The 21,314-nt window shown below is 43.8% G+C and carries 19 protein-coding genes and 2 pseudogenes; 10 read left to right on the top strand and 11 right to left on the bottom strand.

Features of this window, described 5'->3' with window-relative positions; genetic code table 11:
• Positions 1-65: 65 nt before the first annotated feature.
• From ABWW03_RS03960 to ABWW03_RS03945, 4 genes and pseudogenes are all read right to left on the bottom strand, one after another.
• Positions 66-1,808, bottom strand: a complete 1,743-nt coding sequence (locus ABWW03_RS03960; protein ID WP_353406508.1) for an ATP-binding protein — start codon at positions 1,806-1,808, stop codon at positions 66-68.
• Between the two features lie 4 nt (positions 1,809-1,812).
• Positions 1,813-3,075: a DNA cytosine methyltransferase gene (locus ABWW03_RS03955; RefSeq protein ID WP_353406507.1), complete on the bottom strand. Its 1,263-nt coding sequence runs from the start codon at positions 3,073-3,075 to the stop codon at positions 1,813-1,815.
• A gap of 1 nt (position 3,076) precedes the next feature.
• The gene (locus ABWW03_RS03950; RefSeq protein WP_353406505.1) at positions 3,077-3,475 is read right to left on the bottom strand and encodes a hypothetical protein; all 399 of its coding nucleotides are present in this window, start codon (positions 3,473-3,475) and stop codon (positions 3,077-3,079) included.
• Between the two features lie 142 nt (positions 3,476-3,617).
• A pseudogene (locus tag ABWW03_RS03945) lies at positions 3,618-4,482 on the bottom strand (IS3 family transposase); the annotation flags it as partial.
• 516 nt (positions 4,483-4,998) lie between these two features.
• Between ABWW03_RS03945 and ABWW03_RS03940 the strand changes: the two are divergent.
• The 7 genes and pseudogenes from ABWW03_RS03940 (at position 4,999) to ABWW03_RS03910 (ending at position 10,966) form a co-directional block, all read left to right on the top strand.
• The gene (locus tag ABWW03_RS03940) at positions 4,999-5,163 is read left to right on the top strand and encodes a hypothetical protein (RefSeq protein ID WP_353407121.1); all 165 of its coding nucleotides are present in this window, start codon (positions 4,999-5,001) and stop codon (positions 5,161-5,163) included.
• A gap of 200 nt (positions 5,164-5,363) precedes the next feature.
• Positions 5,364-6,176 carry a hypothetical protein gene (locus ABWW03_RS03935; protein WP_353406504.1) on the top strand — a complete coding sequence of 271 codons (813 nt, stop codon included), beginning with the start codon at positions 5,364-5,366 and terminating at the stop codon, positions 6,174-6,176.
• Positions 6,177-6,220: 44 nt separating this feature from the next.
• On the top strand, positions 6,221-6,931 hold the full coding sequence (locus ABWW03_RS03930) for a hypothetical protein (RefSeq protein WP_353406502.1): 711 nt from the start codon (positions 6,221-6,223) through the stop codon (positions 6,929-6,931).
• Complete coding sequence (locus ABWW03_RS03925; RefSeq protein WP_353406501.1) at positions 6,912-7,763, top strand: hypothetical protein; 852 nt, start codon at positions 6,912-6,914, stop codon at positions 7,761-7,763. The genes ABWW03_RS03930 and ABWW03_RS03925 overlap by 20 nt, the downstream gene beginning before the upstream one ends.
• Positions 7,764-8,125: 362 nt before the next feature.
• Positions 8,126-9,218, top strand: a pseudogene (locus tag ABWW03_RS03920) (IS3 family transposase).
• Between the two features lie 655 nt (positions 9,219-9,873).
• Positions 9,874-10,386, top strand: coding sequence for a sel1 repeat family protein (locus ABWW03_RS03915; protein ID WP_353406500.1), 513 nt, complete (start codon positions 9,874-9,876; stop codon positions 10,384-10,386).
• Between the two features lie 28 nt (positions 10,387-10,414).
• The gene (locus ABWW03_RS03910; protein ID WP_353406499.1) at positions 10,415-10,966 is read left to right on the top strand and encodes a DUF4145 domain-containing protein; all 552 of its coding nucleotides are present in this window, start codon (positions 10,415-10,417) and stop codon (positions 10,964-10,966) included.
• 165 nt (positions 10,967-11,131) lie between these two features.
• Here ABWW03_RS03910 and ABWW03_RS03905 read toward each other — a convergent pair whose 3' ends face one another.
• The 6 genes from ABWW03_RS03905 to ABWW03_RS03880 all read right to left on the bottom strand — a co-directional run bounded on the left by ABWW03_RS03905 (position 11,132) and on the right by ABWW03_RS03880 (position 17,147).
• Positions 11,132-11,815, bottom strand: a complete 684-nt coding sequence (locus tag ABWW03_RS03905) for a hypothetical protein (protein ID WP_353406498.1) — start codon at positions 11,813-11,815, stop codon at positions 11,132-11,134.
• 387 nt (positions 11,816-12,202) lie between these two features.
• The gene (locus tag ABWW03_RS03900; protein ID WP_353406496.1) at positions 12,203-13,120 is read right to left on the bottom strand and encodes a haloalkane dehalogenase; all 918 of its coding nucleotides are present in this window, start codon (positions 13,118-13,120) and stop codon (positions 12,203-12,205) included.
• A 102-nt stretch (positions 13,121-13,222) separates the two neighbouring features.
• Positions 13,223-13,825 carry a TetR/AcrR family transcriptional regulator gene (locus ABWW03_RS03895; RefSeq protein ID WP_353406495.1) on the bottom strand — a complete coding sequence of 201 codons (603 nt, stop codon included), beginning with the start codon at positions 13,823-13,825 and terminating at the stop codon, positions 13,223-13,225.
• A gap of 422 nt (positions 13,826-14,247) precedes the next feature.
• Positions 14,248-14,376 carry a hypothetical protein gene (locus ABWW03_RS03890; protein WP_353406494.1) on the bottom strand — a complete coding sequence of 43 codons (129 nt, stop codon included), beginning with the start codon at positions 14,374-14,376 and terminating at the stop codon, positions 14,248-14,250.
• A 182-nt stretch (positions 14,377-14,558) separates the two neighbouring features.
• Positions 14,559-16,478, bottom strand: coding sequence for an N-acyl-D-amino-acid deacylase family protein (locus ABWW03_RS03885; RefSeq protein ID WP_353406493.1), 1,920 nt, complete (start codon positions 16,476-16,478; stop codon positions 14,559-14,561).
• 54 nt (positions 16,479-16,532) lie between these two features.
• Positions 16,533-17,147: a TetR/AcrR family transcriptional regulator gene (locus ABWW03_RS03880; protein WP_353406491.1), complete on the bottom strand. Its 615-nt coding sequence runs from the start codon at positions 17,145-17,147 to the stop codon at positions 16,533-16,535.
• A gap of 148 nt (positions 17,148-17,295) precedes the next feature.
• Between ABWW03_RS03880 and ABWW03_RS03875 the strand changes: the two genes are divergently transcribed.
• Both ABWW03_RS03875 and ABWW03_RS03870 read left to right on the top strand, forming a co-directional pair.
• Positions 17,296-18,216 carry an alpha/beta fold hydrolase gene (locus ABWW03_RS03875; RefSeq protein WP_353406489.1) on the top strand — a complete coding sequence of 307 codons (921 nt, stop codon included), beginning with the start codon at positions 17,296-17,298 and terminating at the stop codon, positions 18,214-18,216.
• Between the two features lie 14 nt (positions 18,217-18,230).
• The gene (locus tag ABWW03_RS03870; RefSeq protein ID WP_353406488.1) at positions 18,231-19,487 is read left to right on the top strand and encodes an NADH:flavin oxidoreductase/NADH oxidase family protein; all 1,257 of its coding nucleotides are present in this window, start codon (positions 18,231-18,233) and stop codon (positions 19,485-19,487) included.
• 11 nt (positions 19,488-19,498) lie between these two features.
• Here the strand turns inward: ABWW03_RS03870 and ABWW03_RS03865 are convergent, their stop codons facing one another.
• Complete coding sequence (locus ABWW03_RS03865; RefSeq protein ID WP_353406487.1) at positions 19,499-20,470, bottom strand: GlxA family transcriptional regulator; 972 nt, start codon at positions 20,468-20,470, stop codon at positions 19,499-19,501.
• Positions 20,471-20,560: 90 nt separating this feature from the next.
• Here ABWW03_RS03865 and ABWW03_RS03860 point away from each other — a divergent pair, with 90 nt between their 5' ends.
• Positions 20,561-21,211 (top strand): DJ-1/PfpI family protein, encoded by a 651-nt coding sequence (locus ABWW03_RS03860; protein WP_353406486.1) that lies wholly within the window; start codon positions 20,561-20,563, stop codon positions 21,209-21,211.
• Positions 21,212-21,314: the final 103 nt, after the last annotated feature.

Here is a 21,314-nt window from a genome sequence, read left to right as displayed (position 1 = left end):
ACACCTAAAAACAATAGGAACCAACCCAGTTTACAGCTACGCTTGAGTTGGTTCCTCTGATTGACCTATTCTAAAATATCACTCATTAATGCTAAAAGAGTAGGCTCCAGTGTTTCAAAATTAATTGCTAACTGCCTAGCATTCCCTGCATAGAATACGGGGTCATGTTTAGAGGCATTCCCTATATCAGCAATATCCTTTAAAGCAGCCCTAATTGATGCGCCATGAGATGAAGCAATATTCCAAACAGACAACCTGTTTTTACTGAAAAATGCCTGAAAGTCACCACTATAATTTTGTTCTGATTTATGAGAGTAAAAACTGCAAAGAGTTTCGATAAAAGACCAAGCCCCAACATAAGAAAGAGCTGGGTGACTATCTAAAGAAGTTGAGCAGAGGGAGTTATATAGGCTCTTTAATTTATTTGAGCCTAATTGATTTAGCTTTTCAACAATTTTATCTGAAGAGGCTATTCTTGTGTTTCCCGACTTATTAATTTCTACAGATTCACCTTTAGGAGGATCATCTTTGGGAGATTCTGAATCAGATCCATTATTGATGTTACTATCAACCCCCTCAGTATATTGATTAGTATTCGGGGCAATATTGGATGGTGTTATGTTATTTTGCTGAAAGCCAGCTTCGTTTTTATCATTGGAGTCATCATGGCTAGATTCGTCGTTGGGCGATTCAGGAGTTGGAGATATCTTTGACTTTCTCTTTCTAAAATTATTGGTCTGCTTGAAATAGTCTTCGCCAGAACCGTTACCTTTAAGTAGCACATTCAAATAATCATACACTTCGTTTAATTCATCGTCGAAATCTGTTTTCATAAAATTAACTCTAAAGTCATTTAGTGTTAATTCGCCATATATCCTTTGGGCTCCATATTTGTTAGCGGTTTTTAACAGTAAAGGGGGTCTATTCTGTCTGCCTCCCCCTTGAGTCCCGACTATCACCCTATTATTGCGGAGCAGCCGTATCCCTGGCTGATGGTAACCACCTGTTTCCATTATCATAATAAACCCTTTAACCTGCTTGCCATTGACTGTAAAGTCAACTTTCATCTTCCATTCTTTATCATTACTGGTTATCGGATTACTACTCGCATCTACTGGTGGATAAACTAACGGCTTGGGCAATTTCAAGAAGGCTTTATCTGAATTAAGAACCTCACCATCATAATTCATTGAAATAGAAAAAAATTTAAATTTAAAAAATGTTTCTTGGAGATAAGGAAGGACGTTATCTTGAAATAATGATTTTTGATCCTTTAACTTTCTCAAAGAGTCCTTGATAATAATTTTTGTATAGTGTTGATTTATTTCCTGTGGTTCTGAATTTACAGGTATTCTTACATCGCCTGTTTCTAATAGCCTGTTTAAATCAAACTCAGCAATCAACTTTTCATTCGAACCAAGAGCTGATGTTTCAATTACCCAGCGATTTGAGAACCAGATAGCTGAAGATTTCATCCCTATACCATAAACAGATAAGCTTTCATCGTTATGAGCTAAATTAGCATCTAACCCCATTTTTATAGCTCTTTGAAAATCAGCCCTATTTATTCCACTTGCATTATCTTCAATAATGATTTCATTCTTATTGGAATCTATAGATATTCTAATACTTAAGGTGGCGTCTTTGCCCTCTATTGCCGTGATTGCTTTTTTCTTATCTATAAATGCTTGAATAGAGTTATCAATAAATTCCGCAATAGCAGTGCCTACCCCGTAGGATTGTCTCTGCAATATTTTGTAAAGCTGCATTTCTGGAGAAACATCAACAAAGAACTTGTCGTTTGACATCATACTATCCTTGTAATTTTATTAATTTCTTAGCAATCAATTCAACCACTTTAGCATTCACAGCATTACCAAAAGCTTTAAAGGCTCTAGTGTCATTTTTAGGTATAGACTTTAGCTTATGAAGATTTTGTAATTTAGCCGCTTCATGCTTTGAGAGGTATCGCATTTGAGACCCAACAATAGGAATCTGTGTTGGTGTCATGGATATTAGTGACGGTGCTCTAACTGCCCTTATAATTCTTATTCCCGAAGCCCTAAACTGTATCAGATGTCTATCAAAATTTAAATAGTCGCGATGACCTCTCCATTCTAGTATTTGCCAACTATTATTTTCTTTTTGTAGGTTTTTGTGCCAACTATTCAAGAACCTTTTATGTTTACGATAAAAAGAACGACTATATTCGACCGATTCCAGCATCCACTCGGGAGCTGCCTTGTTCTTTTGTACATAACTAGGCATTAACATCATAACTTCAGACCAAGATTTACAGTCTTTTAAGCTCTTTCCGTATGCGCCTTTATAGTTCTGCATGTCTTTTACCCGAAGATTATGAAAATCTAATGGGTATGTTGCTCCAAACTCAGGCGCACATAATGAAATTGGCGGCATAGTTTTCAAGCCACAATCAATCAGTAAGCGTTGCCAGTGCTCAAGCTGTAAACGTTTTCCATCCTCAAGCCTTTTATGGTTACGTTTAATCTTTTTCTCTATGACAGCCTCAAGCGTTTTTTCTTTTTTCTGCAATGGCCACTCAAAACAATCTAACAACTGATGATCAAGAGAACCAACTATAAAAAGCCTCTTACGATTTTGGGGAATACCTACTTCATCAGGCGATATAACCTTGTGTATGATTTTGTAACCCAAGCCCTCAAAAGAGCTTTTGATGTAATGCCAGAAACTGCCATTTTCAATGGTCAGGACATTTGGCACATTCTCTAACATTAAAAAGTTAGGCCGCCTATATTCTGCTATCCGTATAATGTCGTTAATAAGCTTTCCTGATTCTGGACATTTAGCGCCTTTTTTCGAACCTGCTAACGAGAACGGTTGACAAGGAAAGCCCGCGCATAAAACATCGTGCTCTGGGACAGATGACTCATGAACTTTAGTAATATCGCCATGAGGCGATAGTCCATGATTATTGGCATATATTTCTCGGAGGGATTCATCAATTTCTGAAGCAAAAACACATTCAAACCCACCGGCATTCACCAAGCCTTGATGGAAGCCTCCTAGTCCAGCAAAAAGATCAATAAATTTCATATTAATTAACATCCCTATCGTTAGAGGCAGTCAAAGCTGCTAGAAAGTTCATCAACCCGCCAAAGCGCCGCACTAGTAATGGGTTCTCCGACAAGTATTTTTCAAAATCGATAATTTGTTCAGAGAGAGCTACCAAAGGCTGGTTATTATTTTTTTGCTTTGTTGTTCGCACTTCTAAAAATTCGCACAGTTTTAGTATGCGAGGAGACAGCACCTCAAATTTCTTTCTCTTGACGCGAGAAAGAAAATCCTTATTTAAAGCCCTTACCTCTCTGTTTTCTATAGCTTTTTTATATTTTCTGTTGTGCTGCTCACAACATTCTTCAAGCGTCCAGCTCTTTGCGTGGATGGCTTGTGAAATGGAATCAGCAATATCTGAATGGGGTAACTCTGCAAGCATAGTTATTACTATATTGATAAATATTGGTTAATATTATCATTATTTTGATATACATCAAGTAATAAAAACAAACTGAAAAGAGAGCTGGCCCCTTTCCTTTGAACAACTCATCCCCATTCTATAAGTGGATCTCTGTCCTTGGTTAAGCCACCAGGGACAGCGGTGGTATATCGAAATAAACCCCATCCGGGGTTTGCCGGTCAAGGCTCGAGGGTGGCCGTTGTAAAACTGGAAGTTACGATCCAGCCCTGACCGAGCTGCCGATACTGTGTCGTAAGCGTGCAAATAAACCTCTTCGTATTTCACCGAGCGCCAGAGCCGCTCAACAAACACATTGTCCCGCCAACAGCCTTTGCCACCCATGCTGATGAGAATGTTTTTGTCCTTGAGCATTTGCGTAAAGGCCAAGCTGGTGAACTGGCTGCCCTGATCAGTGTTCATGATCTCTGGCGCACCATACCTAGCTAAAGCCTCCTCCATCGCATCAACGCAGAAGTGCAACTCCATGGTGGTGGAGAGCTTCCAGCTCAGCACCCGGCGCGTGTGCCAATCCACTACAGCGGCCAGATATACAAAACCTCGTGCCATTGGGATATAGGTGATATCCATGGCCCAGAACTGATTGGGGCGGGTAATGGCGAGTTGGGGCAGCAGGTACGGGTAGACCTTGTGGCCAGGATGACGCTGCATGGGCTTGCGATACAGCGCCTCAATGCCCATCTGCCTCATCAAGCTGGTGACCTGTTTGCGTCCCACTTGATAGCTTTCACGGCGCAACAGGTCACGCAGCATGCGACTGCCAGCAAAGGGATAATCCAGGTGCAGGCGGTCAATACGGTTCATCAGCGCCATTGTGTCAGGGCTGACCGGTTGCGGCTGGTAGTACACACTGCCACGACTGATGGAGAGTTTATGGTCGCGGTCGATCATCTTTTTTCGCTCAGCAACCCCGCCTTGGTGAGCGCACCTTCTAAAAAATCGTTTTCCAGCGTCAGCTCACCAATTTGTTGCGAGCAGAAAAATACGTGCTTGCTTAAGCAGGATAAGTCCGTCTGGACTTTGCAATTGTGCAGAGTTCAGACGGAAAACCGACACCTTGAGGGGCTTTTACGTTCAAATTTCGAGATATTGGTCGTGCGTTTTTGAAAAGTGCGAAAATCGAGTGATTTTCAGAGGTGCCCTAAAGCCTTTGATACCTAAATCCAAGCTTATGCATGGGCTTCTGAAACTGAACAAAGCATCACTCCCGAAGGTATCGTCAAAGGTAAAACGCTTGGAGATTCATTTCTTCGTTACTGTGATGAAGTTTCCCTCACCAAAAAAGCCATCGCAACGAGTACAACCGCCTTAACCGACTGATCAAACAATCCATATCAAAACGCTTACTCATTGATACAAGACCGCATCATTTTGAACTATGGATTAAGGAAGAACTCAGGCATAGTAAAAGCAGCAATGCTAGCCGTGACCTCAATGTCATGAGTGCTGTATTTGAACTAGAAACCGCTATGCACTAAGGTGAGATATGGAATCTTGACTGGAAAGACGTATTTCTCAAGAAGCGTTATGCTCGCCTGCATGAAACTAAAAATGTCACGAGAAGAGATGTGCCGCTTTCCTCAGAAGCCATACGTCTGCTCAAACTTCTAAGACGAAATAAAAGTGTAAAGGTTTTAAATACCAGTTAAGTCTCATCCACCACTCGCTAGAAAGCTAAGGGGGATTGCATTTAGTCAGAATGGTCGGGAATCGTGACCCTATCATTGATGATTTAGTATACGCTAGCGCAGGGGAAATTGCCCAGCGGCTAGGTTAGCGGCACCATTCGTGGCATTTAATTCATCCAAAGACAGGCGTTTTGCGCGCAAAATAAGAAACTATCTAAATTATGAGCGAAATTATTGAGTTGCTAGTAAAGTTAAACGACCCGAAGTTTCAACCTATAGAACAGTTCGGTTCAGCTCGACTAAGAAGAATTGCTAAATCTGTTTGCTCAGAATCTATTCAGGCAGAGACTCTTGGAGGTGAGATTGCCTCTAGATTGTCAAAATTGAGCCCAAAGAGTAATGTCGCAAATGGATTCAAAATGGCGGCAGAAGACGAAAAATATCATGCCGATTTTTTTCGCTGTTACCAGCGAAAGTATTGGAACGAAACTGATTCGCAGTATTCTCAAGACATAGATATATTGAGAGATGAGCTATTGGGTGACACAGATTTCAGTAGTTTGGCTGCAAAACATGCTGCATTGGAGGCAATGGCTACCGTCGAATTTGACTATTTATCAAAGTTATTTGACACCACCATTCTTGGAGAAGGGTATTCGCGCGCGCGTATAGATGAATTGAGACATGTTCGACTTGGGGTCAGTGTTGTTAGGCGTTTTCCTCCAGCAAAAATAGAACCCATCATCGAATTTATTTTTTTTAAAGCCATGCCGCCCCGTAAGACTTTAATTTTTTTTTCTAACCTATTGCAGGTTGATTATATTTCAATCTACAATGATTTTAAATCAAGCATCAACGATCTCATGAGGGCATTAACAGTGGATAAAAGCTTAGTTAATCAGTTTGAAGAAGAGTTCTATAGCGAAGAGATTAATTCTTATAGAGTTCTTCCCGAAGACGATGATGAGGATGAAGACGAAGAAACAACCAGCCCTTCTCCCGATAGTCCCGACGAAACCGATGAAGAAAAGTAAGAAAATTTAGAGTATCAAATTTTCTTACTTAAGGTGGTGGATTAGTGCATAGCTCAATTGAAGCTAGAGATTTCGCGCAGACACACTGGGAAAAAGTTAAATATTTTTACCCTCTATTGTTTCCTGAGATAAGCTGGAAAGAAGTTATAGAGGGTCTAGCCTCTGCCTCACCACAAAACAAAGAGACTTGCTTTAAGAGGTCATTGATTTACTTTGGTAATGATAAACACGCCAAACTCTCAAAGCACCCTGATATTTCTCCTGACGTCAAAGAATCTCCCGAAAAATACCTATCTCGCATTACTGAAGTTTTTTCTAATGAAAAAGAATATCTACTGGTAATCAATGATGCCCAGATTTTAATTCCCGAGCTTCACCGTAAATTGATTTCGCCTTTTAATGGTATTTTCTCGAAAGAGCTAACAAGACCAAGAAACAATAAAGCCTCAAAGGGTGGTTCTGACCTTGCGATTTTTATTGGGAGATATCCTCAAACTCCCATTGGCATACACAAAGACCCTAATCATAATTTTTTTATTAATCTTCTTGGAGAAAAGAGTATATTTGTTTTTCCTGACTCAGATGATTTACCAAATGATATTGTTAAATCTAAAAACCCAAGTAAGTTTCTATATCACGGGGAAAAAATTGATTTAGAGAATGGGAAAGCAATTTATTGGCATCCCTCAGTTTGGCATACTGCCGAAAACAACCATTCAGGAGTAACAGTCAGTCTTGGACTTGGAATATTCTAAATATATTGATGTCGATGATTCTTATTTGTCTCAGTTAATTGACGAGGACGGCGTACCTTTGAGAATTCGATACCAATCTGACGATTGGAAACACAATTTTCGCCTAGCAACACTCCAACTTAAAAGAGAACTCAAAAATTCAGAAGAACTTATAAAAAATGTTATAGAGTCTAGATTCTCCATGGAAGGTAATTCTGCGATAGGCTTTTACCCAAGAGTTGCATTCATAAGAGATATTTTAGCGTTATATTGTATGGGACAAGATACCATACCAGCCTCGGTGAGCGTCGCTTACCGTTCATCTCGCGGATTACTAGATGCAGCATTATTATTTGCCATAAATCACCCTTCTTCTTCGCCCTCTCATCTCATAAAGTTCTCAACAAAAAGAAATATGTTCACCAACATCGCAAGCTGTCCCGCTACTAAAGAGAGCATTTCAATACTAATTGAAACAATTCTCACTTCCTATAACAATTCCAAAAAAAACGACACGATATATTTAGAATCACAACTCAACGATCTCCTGCACCTTAGAGTAATTCAACCTCTAGCAGCAATATTATATGTAACCGATACTAAACATGATGCCACTTCCCCTGCACTAAAGCAGTATGGTCAGTGGGTAAGAAGAAACTCAACCAAAAAACATAAATTAGTTAGTCAGCATATCAGTGGAATTCTTGATCAAATCAACCACGAAACACCTAAGAGATTGCTTTTATCAGAAAATACCATATTGGCCTATCGAAAAAAATTCATGAAGACTGACTATTTTTTGAAGGCAAAGAAAACCACCGACTCGATTATAGATACGCTTATCTACAACTAACTCATACCGTTTTTTTACAAAAATCAGTTCTGAATATATATTTTATGTAACGACTTCGTGCCAAGTTAAAACACATACTAACTTCTATTTTATTGGCTCTCTATTTTTTCAACCCCTATAATCACTTCGTTCCTATACCATCTACCATCGCCGCCTTCCCAAGCCATTTTCAGTAGGAATTCAAACAGCACGCGGGAAATCTTTACGACATATTACCCTCGATTGTACCGACGAGGTAATAAAGCGCATATAACGAGCTATATCACTGGCATTTCAAAGCTCTGTAAACCTCCCCTAAACTAGTAGGGGCATCCACATTTAGGGTTCTCCGGCGTAAACTACGCTCATAGGGAGAGCTAATAATGAAAAGATCGCGCTACACGGAAACGCAGATCGTAAAGATTCTGAAGGAAGTAGAAGGCGGCAGGCTGGTCAAAGAAGTCTGCCGAGAATACGGGATATCCAACGCCATCTATTACAACTGGAAATCCAAATCCGGTGGTATGGAAGCGTCCGATATCAAACGGCTCAAGGAGCTGGAGGAAGAGAATCGTCGCCTAAAGTCGATGTTCGCTGAACTTAGCCTAGAGCATAAGATTCTCAAGGACATCGTAGAAAAAAGCTGTAAAGCCAGCGATAAGGCGTGAGCTGGTTGACTATGCCTAACAAGAGCATGGCGCCAGTCTCCGCATGGCCTGTCGCGCAGTTGGCATCAGCGATTCCGAGTATCGGTATCGGTCCATTCCCTACCGGAATGACGAGGTGATCGCCAAGCCCCAAGAGGTAGTGGAACGCTACCCGGCTTACGGGTTCGACAAGTTGTTAAAAATTCTGCGTCGCTGGGGACATGCCTGGAATCACAAAAGAGTTCGCCGCCTGTACTGCGAGTTAAACCTGAATAAGCGTCGTAGAGGCAAGAAAGGGCTACCCGGCAGAAACCCGGAGGCGCTGTCGGTTCCAGCTGAGGCGAACCACTGCTGGTCGATGGACTTTATGAGCGATAGCTTGTTCGGTGGTCGCCGCTTTCGAACCTTCAATCGGGAAGCACTGGCCATCGAAATCGACCTGAACCTGCCGGCACCACGGGTAATCAGGGTCCTCGAGCGGGCCGTGGCCTGGCGAGGCTATCCCAACAAGCTGCGAATGGATAATGGCCCGGAGTTCATCTCCACCGCATTGGCTGAGTGGGCGGAGGAGCACAGCATCGAATTGGAATTTATTAAACCTGGCAAGCCAACACAGAACTCGTATGTTGAGCGATTCAACCGTACCTACCGTGACGAGATCTTAAACATGTATGTGTTCCGCACGCTGAACGAGTTGCGTGAGCTGACCGAAAACTGGATCAGGGAATACAACGAAGAACGGCCACATGACTCACTGGGAGATCTCACTCCCTGGGAGTATCTGGCCAAACATAAAGGGCTGGGAAACTCTAATTTAGAGTGTCACTAATTAGAGGAGGTTTACACGTCCAGGGTAATGCAAAAACAGCACGAAGTTTAACTATTGACATGCTGGAACAAAATAAAAGTCATTTTCAAAGTGACGATTAGCATTCCTGGCTGGGTCTAGATAAAGGTCGAAACAACTCATCTATATCACTCATCAGAAAATTTATCACAGAATGTCTGCCTACCCTATAAAAGTACAATACTTGTTATCAATCAAAAAATATATTGCCTGTTAACAACTTTATTGTTCTGTGATGGCTCGTTTGGTAGTGTGTGTTAACAAAAAGTTAACAGCTTTATTTAATTGAGCTACGACTCAACAAACAATAATCAATAACTTGCAGAGCTAATTGTTAACAACTTTATTGTCTATCAACACTTGTTAAAAAATTTTTAAAAAGTCGAAAGATATAGTATGCGAAGCTAAAAAATATGCTTATAAAACCTTAATGTTTTTAGCTTTGTTTCGGTATCTTTCTAGTAAGGTAGTTGATAAATCAACAAATTAAACACTAAGAAAAGGGATGCAGAATAGTGCTTAAAAGGAAGTTGTCTGTTTTCTTGTCATAAAATCTTTAATCCTAAAATGGTTATCGGCTCCATTAGGTCACAGAGTTGAATTTCCTGTACTGTAAATTTTATATAAAGAAAAAGATATGAAATATATATTTACGATTATTCTTTTATTTATAACACAAATATCTATTGCTAAAGAGCAGTGTGATCCAATTTCTATTGGCCTTGACAAGGAATCTAGCAAAATAGAGAAACATTTTTATACTGGTACTTGTCACTATAGAAATAAAGATTATTTACTTTCTGTAAAAAACTGGGAAAAGTTATCTAGTTTAAAGTCTGAGTCAGCGAGTGATAAAGAGTTAAAGGTGGATGTTCTCAATAACCTCGGATATATGAAGTTCTTTGGGTTTGGAACTGAAAGAGATCAAAAAACAGCTGTTTTATACTGGGAAGAAGCAATCCTACTTGGACATTCTGAAGCAGAATACCATCTTTGCCATGCTTTCGCAGATCAAAATGAAACAACATTCAATCTTTCCAAAGCTATAAAACACTGTGAAAAAGCTAGATCTATATACAGTAGGAAAGATAATCTTGATCCCCAAATTCTTTCAATTATTGAGTCATACATACAGAAAATAAGTGACTAACATATCTTATACGTTTAACCGGTTATATATGAAAATTATTGCAGGATTTATAACTCTCTTATTTTTAGGGCTTGGGTTTGGTCATCTGTTTGTAGATAGTTTTGAAGTTGATGTTATTTCCATTGTACTTTTAATTCTTGCAGCATTACCTTGGGTTTTTCCTTATTTAAAATCTTTAGAATTGCCTGGTGGTGTAAAAATTGAACTAAAAGATGTACAAAGTGCCATTGGTAAGATTACAGGTGAGACTGAGTTAAGTGAGAGTAATTCACCTCAATATGTCGATCCCCAGCTAGCTCTTGTAGCATTACGTATAGATATAGAAAAACTAATACGCTCCTATCAAGTGGATATTGGACCAAAAAATCATTCGCTGTCAATTCGTCTACAGATACTAGAAAATGAAGGTGTGTTAACCAAAGAAGTAGTCAACGGCGTTCTTGATATTATAAAACTAGGTAATTCAGCAGCACACGGAGTTGAAGTGGATAAAGATGCTGCAGAATTCACTTTGTTTAAATCTGGTTCAATCATTAGGCAATTGGAAGCGCAGTTAAAGCAAGCAAAAAATGGGAATTGAGATATGTAGGTCTTCTATAGCTTCATTGCCCAATATTCAAAAATCTTCATAAAAAAAATTGCTTAAACAAAGTTTGGTTTGTAGTACTTGTGATAACCTCTCTACACAATGCACGTTTTAACACTGATAAAAATTAATATGCCTGTTGTATGAGACGTTTGAAACTTACTTTTTCTTCCTTATATTTTCGTTGTAATAACGAAAACCCGTAAACCCCCGATCAGGACAAAAAGTGTAAATATTGTCCTGATTTCTTCTCTTCCCCTCTCCGATTGTCCACCGGAAAGTTAAGCAATGATCCGGACCATCCAATTCGATAATTTCTATTCTTGTTGGTCTGCGTGAGTTGTATTCTCGTACTTCGCCCTGTTTCCAATAACCCAGCGGAAATTTACTCCCCAGGCCGTCGTAGGTTCGGGTGCCCCATTGTTTTCGTTGATCGTAAATTCTGACCAGTCCATCTTTGGAATTATTGATGGTGAAAAAAGATTCTACCTGGCTCTCTCGGATCTTGAATATTCTTCGGTAGTAGGGAATTTCATCACCACGCCATTCAATCTTGGTGTTGTTTTCTTCAGTCTTGAACGGCCCAGTGATTTGGAATTGACTGCAGGGTCTTTTCTTTCCGATGAAAGTAACGCAAGTGGAAGCGGAGACTTCTTTCATTACCAATTCATGCTTTCCATCCCACTTTGCTCCTGTGAAAAGTTCAACAGGAATGAATCTTTGTTTTACTGGGCTATCCACCTCTTTATGTTTGGTTGTACTGTCTTCTGCAAACAACCTGGCCGAGCCAAAGATTGAGATACATAAAAAGGCTATAAGATAAGGGTTTAAATAAATTTTCATTGTCACGGTTTCTCATATACAGAATTCTGTATAAGCCTTATTCATTATCTATGTCCTTAGGAAAGTTGAATAGACGCCTGCGAGGATCAGTCGAATAATTGAGGTAGTCCGAGCCTCATTCTTGAGTTAGACGTTTATTGCAATGAAATCGTACGTTTTTGATCGTGGTGTACAGAAACGGACAGGTGACCATGGAATCCTGAAAGGATTGTCATTCCATATCGTTAGAGAATAAAGTAGTAAAACTTAGAGATGAATCTGATCTGTGTGTTGCAGATTAACAGAGATCATTCAGTAAAAACTTTTCGAGTTTAGTGGAATATGTTTATTGGATGTTGAAAGCCCCAGGGTTCATGCTAGGGCTTTCCAATAGATTGATCGATTAAATTAAGCAAGCGGATTCGCTGCAACAAAAGCCGCAACGACTTCAGCGAGCTTTTCTCCCTGGTCTTCCTGCAAGAAGTGTCCACCGTTGACGATGGTCGTATGTTCTTGCCCCTGACAACCGGGAATCAGCTTTTGCATAACGGCATCGCCGCCTTTTGTGATCGGGTCCGAGTCACTGAATGCGGTGAGGAAAGGTTTGTTCCACTGCGTCAACACGCCCCAAGCTGCTCGGTTGGCTTCTGATGCTGGGTCGTCCGGTGTGATGGGCACTAGCGTTGGAAACTGACGCGCCCCCTCTTTATAGGACTCGTCGGGGAAGGGTGCATCGTATGCTGCCACAACCTCTGGTGATAAATCGGTGGTGGTTGCGCCAGAGATAATGCCACCCACAGGGAACTCTGGAACTTCTTGAGAGAATTTTCGCCAGTCCAGAAACGCTTGCCCTGGATCATGATCGCCCGTGGGTAACATGGTGTTTGCGGCGACAGCACGAACAAAGCGATCCGGGTTTTCAGCCAGCAATCGCAAACCGATTAAGCCGCCCCAGTCCTGGCAGACCAGGGTGATGTGGTTAATATCGAGTTGGTCCAATGCGGATTGCATCCAGTTCACATGGCGTTGGTAGGTATAATCGCTGCGTTTGCTGGGTTTATCCGAGCGGCCAAACCCCGGTAAATCGGGGGCGATGACTCGCAAACCGGCGTCCACTAAAACCGGTATCATCTTACGATACAGATAACACCATGAAGGTTCGCCATGCATTAACAACACGATGTCACCATCGCGTGGCCCTTCGTCTAAATAGTGCACACGCAGTTGCCCACCGTCGCAATCATCAATATTGAGATAGTTGGCTTGGTAGGGAAAACCAGGCAGAGCTTCAAAACGTTCGTCGGGTGTTCTTAAATATTCCATCATGGCCTCTCGTTCTAATTGTGCAGAATGATGTCTGCGGGCTTAGCTATTTATTTATACGGTGCTATTCAAAGCTTTCAGGTCAAAGTTGTTCAGGCGTACTGATTAATTCGACATAAGTAGTTCACGAACGCTCGTCATGGCATTTTTCAGCCAACGCTTGTCAGTGGCACCGCGCCACTGCACCAACATGCCGTTGAACATTAATGAGAGGGATTGCGCCCTCTGACGGTAATCAACAGTGCTACTCAATTGCCCCTTCGCTTGTGCCCCGTTCAAACTGTACTGAATGCCTTGTAAGACTTTTCTCATAGCCTCCGTTGTGCGTTGGCGTACGGTTTCCTCATGGGGGCCAAGTTCTACGGAGGTATTGACCATCAAGCATCCCAAGCACAGCTCGGCCGGGCCCGGCTCAAATGCAGTGGCAATAAAATTTTCGATGCCTTGTAAGGGGGCTTCCTGATATTCGCGAATGGCCGGTTTCAAGTAATGGCGGACTCGTTCGCCGATGACGGTGTCGTTGTAATGATCGAGACAAGCCAGAAATAGGCCATCTTTCGAACCAAAGCTGTTGTATAAACTTCCCGGGGTTAAACCGGTAGCCTGCTCCAGATGCTTCATACTGGTAGCGGTATAACCGTGCTGCCAAAAGCACTCGGTAGCGCGATCCAAAACGTGCTCTTGCTGATATTCTTTAGGGCGTGGCATTCAGCTTTTCCGTCGTTGCTGTTGTGTAGGCGGATTATAGGCAATGGGCCTTGGATTTAATACATTTTAGAGTGATCATTCTAGAATGAAAAGCAAGGTGCTGCAATTGCTAAAGACATCAAAATGTTCCATCATTTATGCCAATCGATTCTTACTGTGAAGAGTTCTATACATTCTTATGGAATGTGGGAATGGGCATATTCCCTTGTGATGGCGGTGTTTCCCGTATGGCCCATCAGACAGGTTGAGGTCGTGCTTTGGAGGTTATATTCTGATTGTACGCGATGTTGATAATGACGATTGGCGACTGATTTCCAAGCTTGTAAAAAAACAGTGGAATTCAGAGACATTATCCTTGCAAGGAGAGGCGCCGCCAGGACGGCATATTGAGTTTGCCTGTATAAATAGGAGCATAAACGAGATTACTCTTCTCGATGAGTATCTGCCTGGGCATATTCTTTATACAAAGAACAAAACCAAAACATCGCGAAGCTCATCAATAATAAACCCAAACCACCTAAAAATGTACCGATTGCGCTGAGTGCGTCCATGTTTCGCTCCCAAAATCAAAATACGGATCCTAGGAAGACTCGAGTCTTAGGTCAATATCATGGGGTTTGATTTGGGCGCGCAATCGGGTCGTTTAATCTAAACGATGCCGTTAGGACGCCTCCCCAAGCTGCGTATGCGACGATTTGTGCAGAGCTTGGGTTTGGCTTCTTACAGGCTAGGGTCAGGCGACCTCTTGTTCGGGGAAGTCATCGGGTTCAGTGTGACAGTTTTGGTTCCGTAGCAATTGGCCCATCTGAACCTTACCCAGGTCTTTTCCAAAAGAATCGTCTTTCCAGGCAATGTGCCCGCTAACCATCACCAGTGGGACAACCCCTTCCGAGCGATTCACCAGTTGATGATGCTGGAATTCATCGCGCATGACTCGTTGGGTATTGGCTTCGCCGTCGTAGTGTTTAAGCGCTTCAGGGTCAATCAGAATCAAGTCGGCTTTGTCACCCACATTGATGCTGCCGCCTTCCACATTAAATAAATCGGCGGCGTCTTTACTCAGGCGTTTCACCATAAAGCTGACGTCTTCATCGCCTCCTTCGGCGGCCAGTTTCAAGCTGCGCAGATTCACATCATAAAACGCCATATTGGTTAGGTGTGCGCCGCTGTCATTAAAGCCGGGCATCAGCAGTGGATCCATAATCAGTTCGCGTACGGTTTTCAGGTCGCGGTTTGCCGTTACCGTACTCCAGCTCAATTCCAGATCAAAGGTTCGTAGGGTTTGCAGTACAAAATCAGCTTCATCGCTGATCCAGAAAAAATCCCGTTTCAGAATTTCGGCTTCGTCTTCAAGCAAATCTGGGATAGAAACGCCCCGTTTAAAGTCGAGTACACGATCAAACAATTCTTGAAAGTTTTTTCCTTGCCAGTATTCTACTGGGCACAGATCGACGAGCATGTCTTCTAAGGTTCGATTGAAGGCGTAGTCTTCCATGTTCAGTAAGCGTTTCAAACGTGCAATACCAAAGCCGGATTTGCCTTTAAGCCACATGTCACGGAAAGTCTGAATGTATTCGGGATCGTTTAATATTTGGCGACGGCCTTCTTTGTCTTCCAGATCGGTTTCGTTTAGACGTCGAAGTTCGGGAATTTCTTCAGCCAAGGGAGTTACTGCACCATCGGACCAGACTTTAAAAGGCGCCCCCAATGCCTGCAAATGAAAATCACCTCTCAAAAAACTCGAGTTCAAGGTGCGTGACAGCAAGCGCCCCAATTTTAGAATCTTCCAGTTATTGAAAATATCCAGTGCCGCAACAACGGTCGTTTTCAGTGGTTTTCCATGGAAGAAACCACTCGACAACATAAATGTTTTTAGGGTCCCAATGGCGCTATCTTTCGGTGGTGTCGCCTGCCAAAGAGCGTCTTTTTCACGTAACACGTGTGTCAGGGTTTTGATTTCTTCGTATTTGGCGAATTGAGTGGGAATGGTTTTGTCGCTGTGCGCAGCACTGGCCAGGTAATGGAAGGGCAAGGCATCGGTGGACATACCAACGTAACCGAGGTCAATGGCCTCAGCCAGAGTTGTTTCCATTGATTTAACTTCCGCGTCACTGGGGTCGCGGCTAATACTGTCTTCAAAACCCATCGCATCGATACGCAACATGGAATGCGGTAATAAAGTAGCCACATTCGGGCCGAGCTTTAAGGTATCCAGATGATTTAAATAGGCCTTGGGTGTTTCCCAATCTACCTTGTCCGCGCAACTGCGCAGAATAGATTTGGGTACATTTTCAACCCGTGCAAAGCAATCGACTATTGGGTCGTTACGACCGTCTCGTTGATTTCCAAACGCCAAGCCCAAGCTGCAGTTTGCGATGATCACTGAGGTGGTACCGTGGCGAATGGATTCAGGAAGACCAGGAGAAACTTCGAGCTCCAAGTCATAGTGCGTGTGGATATCAAACAGGCCAGGCATCAGCCATTGGCTCTGACCGTCAATTACCTGTGCGGCTTGGGCGGCGTCCAGGTTTTTTCCGCGGGCGATTACAGTTCCATCTTTGATGGCCAAGTCTTCAATGAGAGGGGTTTTACCTTCATTGAAGATCTTCGCACCCTTAATGAGGGTGTCATAGGCTAATGGATTATCACTCATTTTTATTCTCTTTGTCTTTGTGACAGCGTGTGCTGATGGTTAAAAGTAATGGGTTTAGTGGGACTCACATTCGAAATAACAGGCGAGCATTTTGGCTCCCAGATCTAAGGTTTCTTCCTTACTGCTGCCTGGCTGGCCGAAGACATGGCGGTGCACTAAACCCTCAGCCATTGCGAACAGGTTATACGCAACCGCATCGGGATTTGGGGTGTTGTGTGCCTTTACATAAGCCAGGACTTTCTCTTCCATGACCCCTTCCGAGCGCAGCAGAATGTCATCCAGGTCTTTGTCGATGAAGCGTCGTTGCTCCATGACCTGATGCAATTCAGCTTCACTCTCGTGATAGTCGTACACAATTTCCAGTACCTGGCGGAACAGGGTTTCGGTGGAATATTCGGTAAGCTTGCTTTCAGTACCATCAATGGCCTGAGTATTTAAGCCTGGGACAGCTTGATAGATTTCGTCACGTTTCTGCTGGGCGATGACGCGTAGCAGCTCGTCCTTGTTTTCAAAATTCTGGTAAAAAGTGCCGGTGGCCACGCCGGCCGCTTCGGCTATGATTTTAGCCGTCGTGTGTTCATAACCACGTTCAGCGAAGTTTACCCTGGCGGCCTCGATCAGAGCGCGGCGTTTTTCCAAAGCCCGTTTTTGGGTGGGGAGTGTTTTCATTATTTTCGTCATCCAGAGATCAATAATTGCACTCTAATTAAAATATGAACTAGAAGTCAAGTTCGTATATGTTTTACACTACGACGAAGACAAAAACACCTGGAAACGGGATACACAACAAGAATAAACGACACAGGAAGACGCGATCATGACCGAAACGGCCGAGAAACAGTCGCTATCTGAAGCGAATATTAGCAAAGCGATCGAAAGTTGGCGGAGTAAGGGGGAATATCGCCAGCTGTGCGGCCATCGCCTGTTTACGATTGACGAGCAGTCTGGGAGTGCGGACAAGCCGGTGATTGTATTGATTCACGGCTTCCCTACCTCGAGTTGGGACTGGCAAGGTATATGGGATGGCCTGCTCTCGAGCTATCGCCTGATCAGCCTCGATATGTTGGGCTTTGGCTTTTCAGACAAACCCAACCAACGTAATTACCGCATTCATGGTCAGGCCGATCTATTTGAGGCCTTGATTGCTGAGTTGGGCGTGAAGGAATACCACCTGCTGGCTCATGATTACGGCGATACCGTAGCTCAAGAACTGCTCGCCCGACAATCTGAAGGACGAGGCGTGGGTCAATGTCTGTCGGCATGCTTTCTCAATGGTGGCCTGTTTCCTGAAACTCACCGCGCCTTGCTTACTCAAAAGCTCTTGCTTTCTCCGTTGGGGCCATTGATTAATCGCTTCAACGGTTTTGCATCATTTAAAAAGAACTTCAGCAGTGTGTTCGGGCCTGAGAGCAAGCCCAGTGAGTTTGACTTGAAGGTATTTTGGCAGTTGATCAATGAGCATAACGGCAAGCATCTGTTCCACAATCTGATTACCTATATCAATGATCGCAAACAACATCGAGAACGTTGGCTCAAGCCCTTGCAGGAATCGGAGATTCCCCTTGCTCTCATCAATGGTTCGGTCGATCCGGTGTCCGGTGAACATATGGTAGCGCGGTACAAAGAACTGAACTGTCGCTTGGATTATGTGAAAGAATTGCCTGGCATTGGGCACTACCCTCAAGTGGAGGATAGTGAAGCGGTGTTATCGGCGTATTTGGAATTTTTACATCACTGAACTTTGCAACCTACATGGCGGCGAACAGAGGACATCTTTTGAGTACAATAAACATAAAAACCCCATTCACTTTTAGAAATGGTACGCAAAGTAAAAATCGATTTTTCAAATCGGCTATGAGTGAACAATTAGCGGATGAGAATCACAACCCGGGTGAAGGTCTCTGTAAGCTCTATAAACTGTGGGCCAAGGGTGGTGCGGGAATTGTGGTGACTGGAAACATCATGATTGATCGAGAGCACCTTGGGGAACCTAAAAACATCGTGTTAGATAAAGAAAGCGAACTCGGGACATTCAGAGATTGGGTGGCCTCAGGAACGGAAAACAATACGCAGTTATGGGCCCAACTCAACCATCCCGGAAAACAGTCACCTAAGTTTATTCAAGCCGTGCCGCTTGCGCCTTCGGCCATCCCACTAGAAGGGGCATTACAAAATAACTTTAATCTTCCAAGAGCGTTGGAAGAAGACGACATTCATCACATTGTCTCGAAGTTTTGGGAAAGTGCTGCGCTGGCGAAATCCGCTGGGTTCTGTGGTGTGCAAATTCATGCCGCCCATGGTTATTTAATCAGCCAGTTTTTGTCTCCACGGCACAACAAGCGAAAGGATAACTGGGGTGGTAGCCTGGAAAATAGAATGCGCTTTCTAATGGAAGTGTATCGTGGCATTCGCAACGCAGTAGGTGACGACTTCCCTATCGCAGTAAAACTAAACTCTGCCGACTTTATGAAGGGTGGTTTCAGTGAAAGTGACTCCATGGAAGTTGCTCGCGCTTTGGCAGACGCGGGTATTGATTTGATTGAAATTTCCGGCGGTTCGTATGAAGCACCGGCTATGGCAGAAGGCATAAAACAGAAGAGCAGCACACAAAAGCGCGAGGCCTATTTTCTTGAGTTCGCAAAGAGATTGCGCGAAACCGTGAGTGTTCCCATTGTGGTAACCGGTGGGTTTCGTTCGGTAGACGCTATGAATCAGGCACTTTCAAGACACGCAAGCGATCTAATCGGCATTGCTCGCCCGTTGGCGGTGGACCCGGATTTACCCAATAAAGCCTTGGCAGACCCCAATTTCAAGATTCAATTAAGGCCGTTATCAACAGGGCTGAAGAAAATTGATGACATGATCCTGCTGAACATGAGTTGGTACGAAGCACAGTTTGATCGAATTGCGAAGGGCAAAGCCCCCAAACCGGAACTCAATGAATGGTATGCTGCTTGGAAAGTGTTCCTTAATCTGGGTGTGTACGCGTTTCGAAAGCGCCGAGCTTGAATGGTGTTAAGCTATACCCCATACAAACGATGTCGATACTGCAGAGGCGAAAGCTGATGTCTCTGGCTAAAGGCTTTTGAAAACGCTGAGCTGTCTGCAAAGCCGCATTCGCTGGCGATCTGTTTGATGGGGATATCTTTATCGCCGAGTAAGGTTTTGGCTTGTTCCAGTCGTAATTCATTAAACATTTTTGCCGGTGAGAGATGCAAGCTGTCCTGGCAATAGCGATGAAGGCTGCGCACTGAGGTCGCCATGTGATCCGCCATGGCTTCGACGTTGATGGGTTCTGCCAGATTGTCCTGCAACCATTTAATCAATTTGAGTAAACTGGTATCCGAGGCTTTTTCCTGCAAGCTGATGGGCAGCGACAGTTGCGGCTGGTGCCCTTCTCTGAACATAAAAGCCAGAAGGTTTTTGGCAATTCTTAAGGCCAGAGAATGATTGTGATCTCGGGCGACCAGGGCCAGGGCCATGTCTACGCCGGCTAACACACCAGCCGAGGTCCATAGCTGGCCATCGTTCACATAAAGATTATTTTCAAGCACGGTGCTGGCAGGACACATTTGTTCTAAGTGGGAAAGTGCCGCCCAGTGACTGGTAATACGCTTACCTTCCAGCAAACCGGCTTTGGCGAGCAACAGGCTGCCGCTGCATACTGAACAGAGAGTGTCAGCGTGAGGAGCCACTTCGGCAATCCAGGAAATAAACGCCTCTCTTTCACTGGCAGCAAATAAGGGGTCGGCATTGGCGCCGGGCACAAACAAGTAATCCACCGGAGCCTCGCAGACCGACAGCGGCTCGCAAACAATAGGCAGGCCCGAAGCACTGGCGAGTTTTTCTTCTTCAGCGATATAGCGCAGCGTATACACCTCTTTACCGAGTTCCTGATTTGCCTGGGCAAAGACATCCGCGGGGCCCGCGACATCCAATAATTGGAAGCCCGGGTAGCAAAGAATATAAATCTGTTTGGCAGAATTTGACATCTGATTATCATAACGGCCATTTCACGTAATTGCTATGGTGAGCTTATCTCAATCATGAGCCTCAAATCAGAGCTCACACAGGAGTTGACCATGAAGATATTGATGTTGATCTATCCCGGCATGACCCCATTGGATTTCCTGGGCCCATTGCAGGTGTGGTCGCAGTGGCCAGAGGCGGAAATTCAGGTGGTGTGGAAAAATCACGAGGTGGTTCCCACCGACACTGTCGCAGGCATCATGCCCAGCCACAGCTTCGATAACTGCTTCAGTGAGCCCGATATTCTCTTCGTTCCAGGCGGCGGTCTGCCCACCTTGGAGCTGATGGAAAACCAGACCGTTCTGAGCTTCCTCAAAAATAAAGCCCAAAATGCTCAGTGGATTACCAGCGTCTGTACCGGTTCTTTGGTATTGGCGGCCGCGGGCCTGCTGGAAGGTAAGCGCGCAACCACTCATTGGGCAGCACTGGATGCCTTGAAAACCATGGGAGTTGAGGTGGTGAAAGCGCGCTATGTGATTGATGAAGGGGTTGCCAGCGGAGGTGGTGTAACGGCTGGAATCGATTTTGGCTTGGCGCTGTTGGAAAACCTTGCGGGCCGCGATGTGGCGGAAGCAGTGCAATTGGCGCTGGAGTACAACCCCCAGGCGCCCTTTTCTTCAGGGACCCCGGATCAAGCTCGGCCAGAGATTGTCGATGCGGTATTAAACCGGTATTTGAGTGTTAGTCAGGGATTGCAGAGCTAAAGATAATATTGTTGAGGCTTTACAAGCTTGGAAAGAAGTAAAAAGTGGGCTGGAGGTCGTGATTTGGAGTGACTAGGCTCCTGGATGGAACGGGTGGCTGCAT

Origin of the sequence: Pseudoteredinibacter isoporae (assembly GCF_040372805.1) — a bacterium.
In the GTDB taxonomy this organism is placed as follows: Bacteria; Pseudomonadota; Gammaproteobacteria; order Pseudomonadales; family Cellvibrionaceae; genus Pseudoteredinibacter; species Pseudoteredinibacter isoporae_A.
The sequence above is the reverse complement of the archived record's forward strand: the minus strand, read 5'-3'. Positions and strand labels throughout refer to the sequence as shown.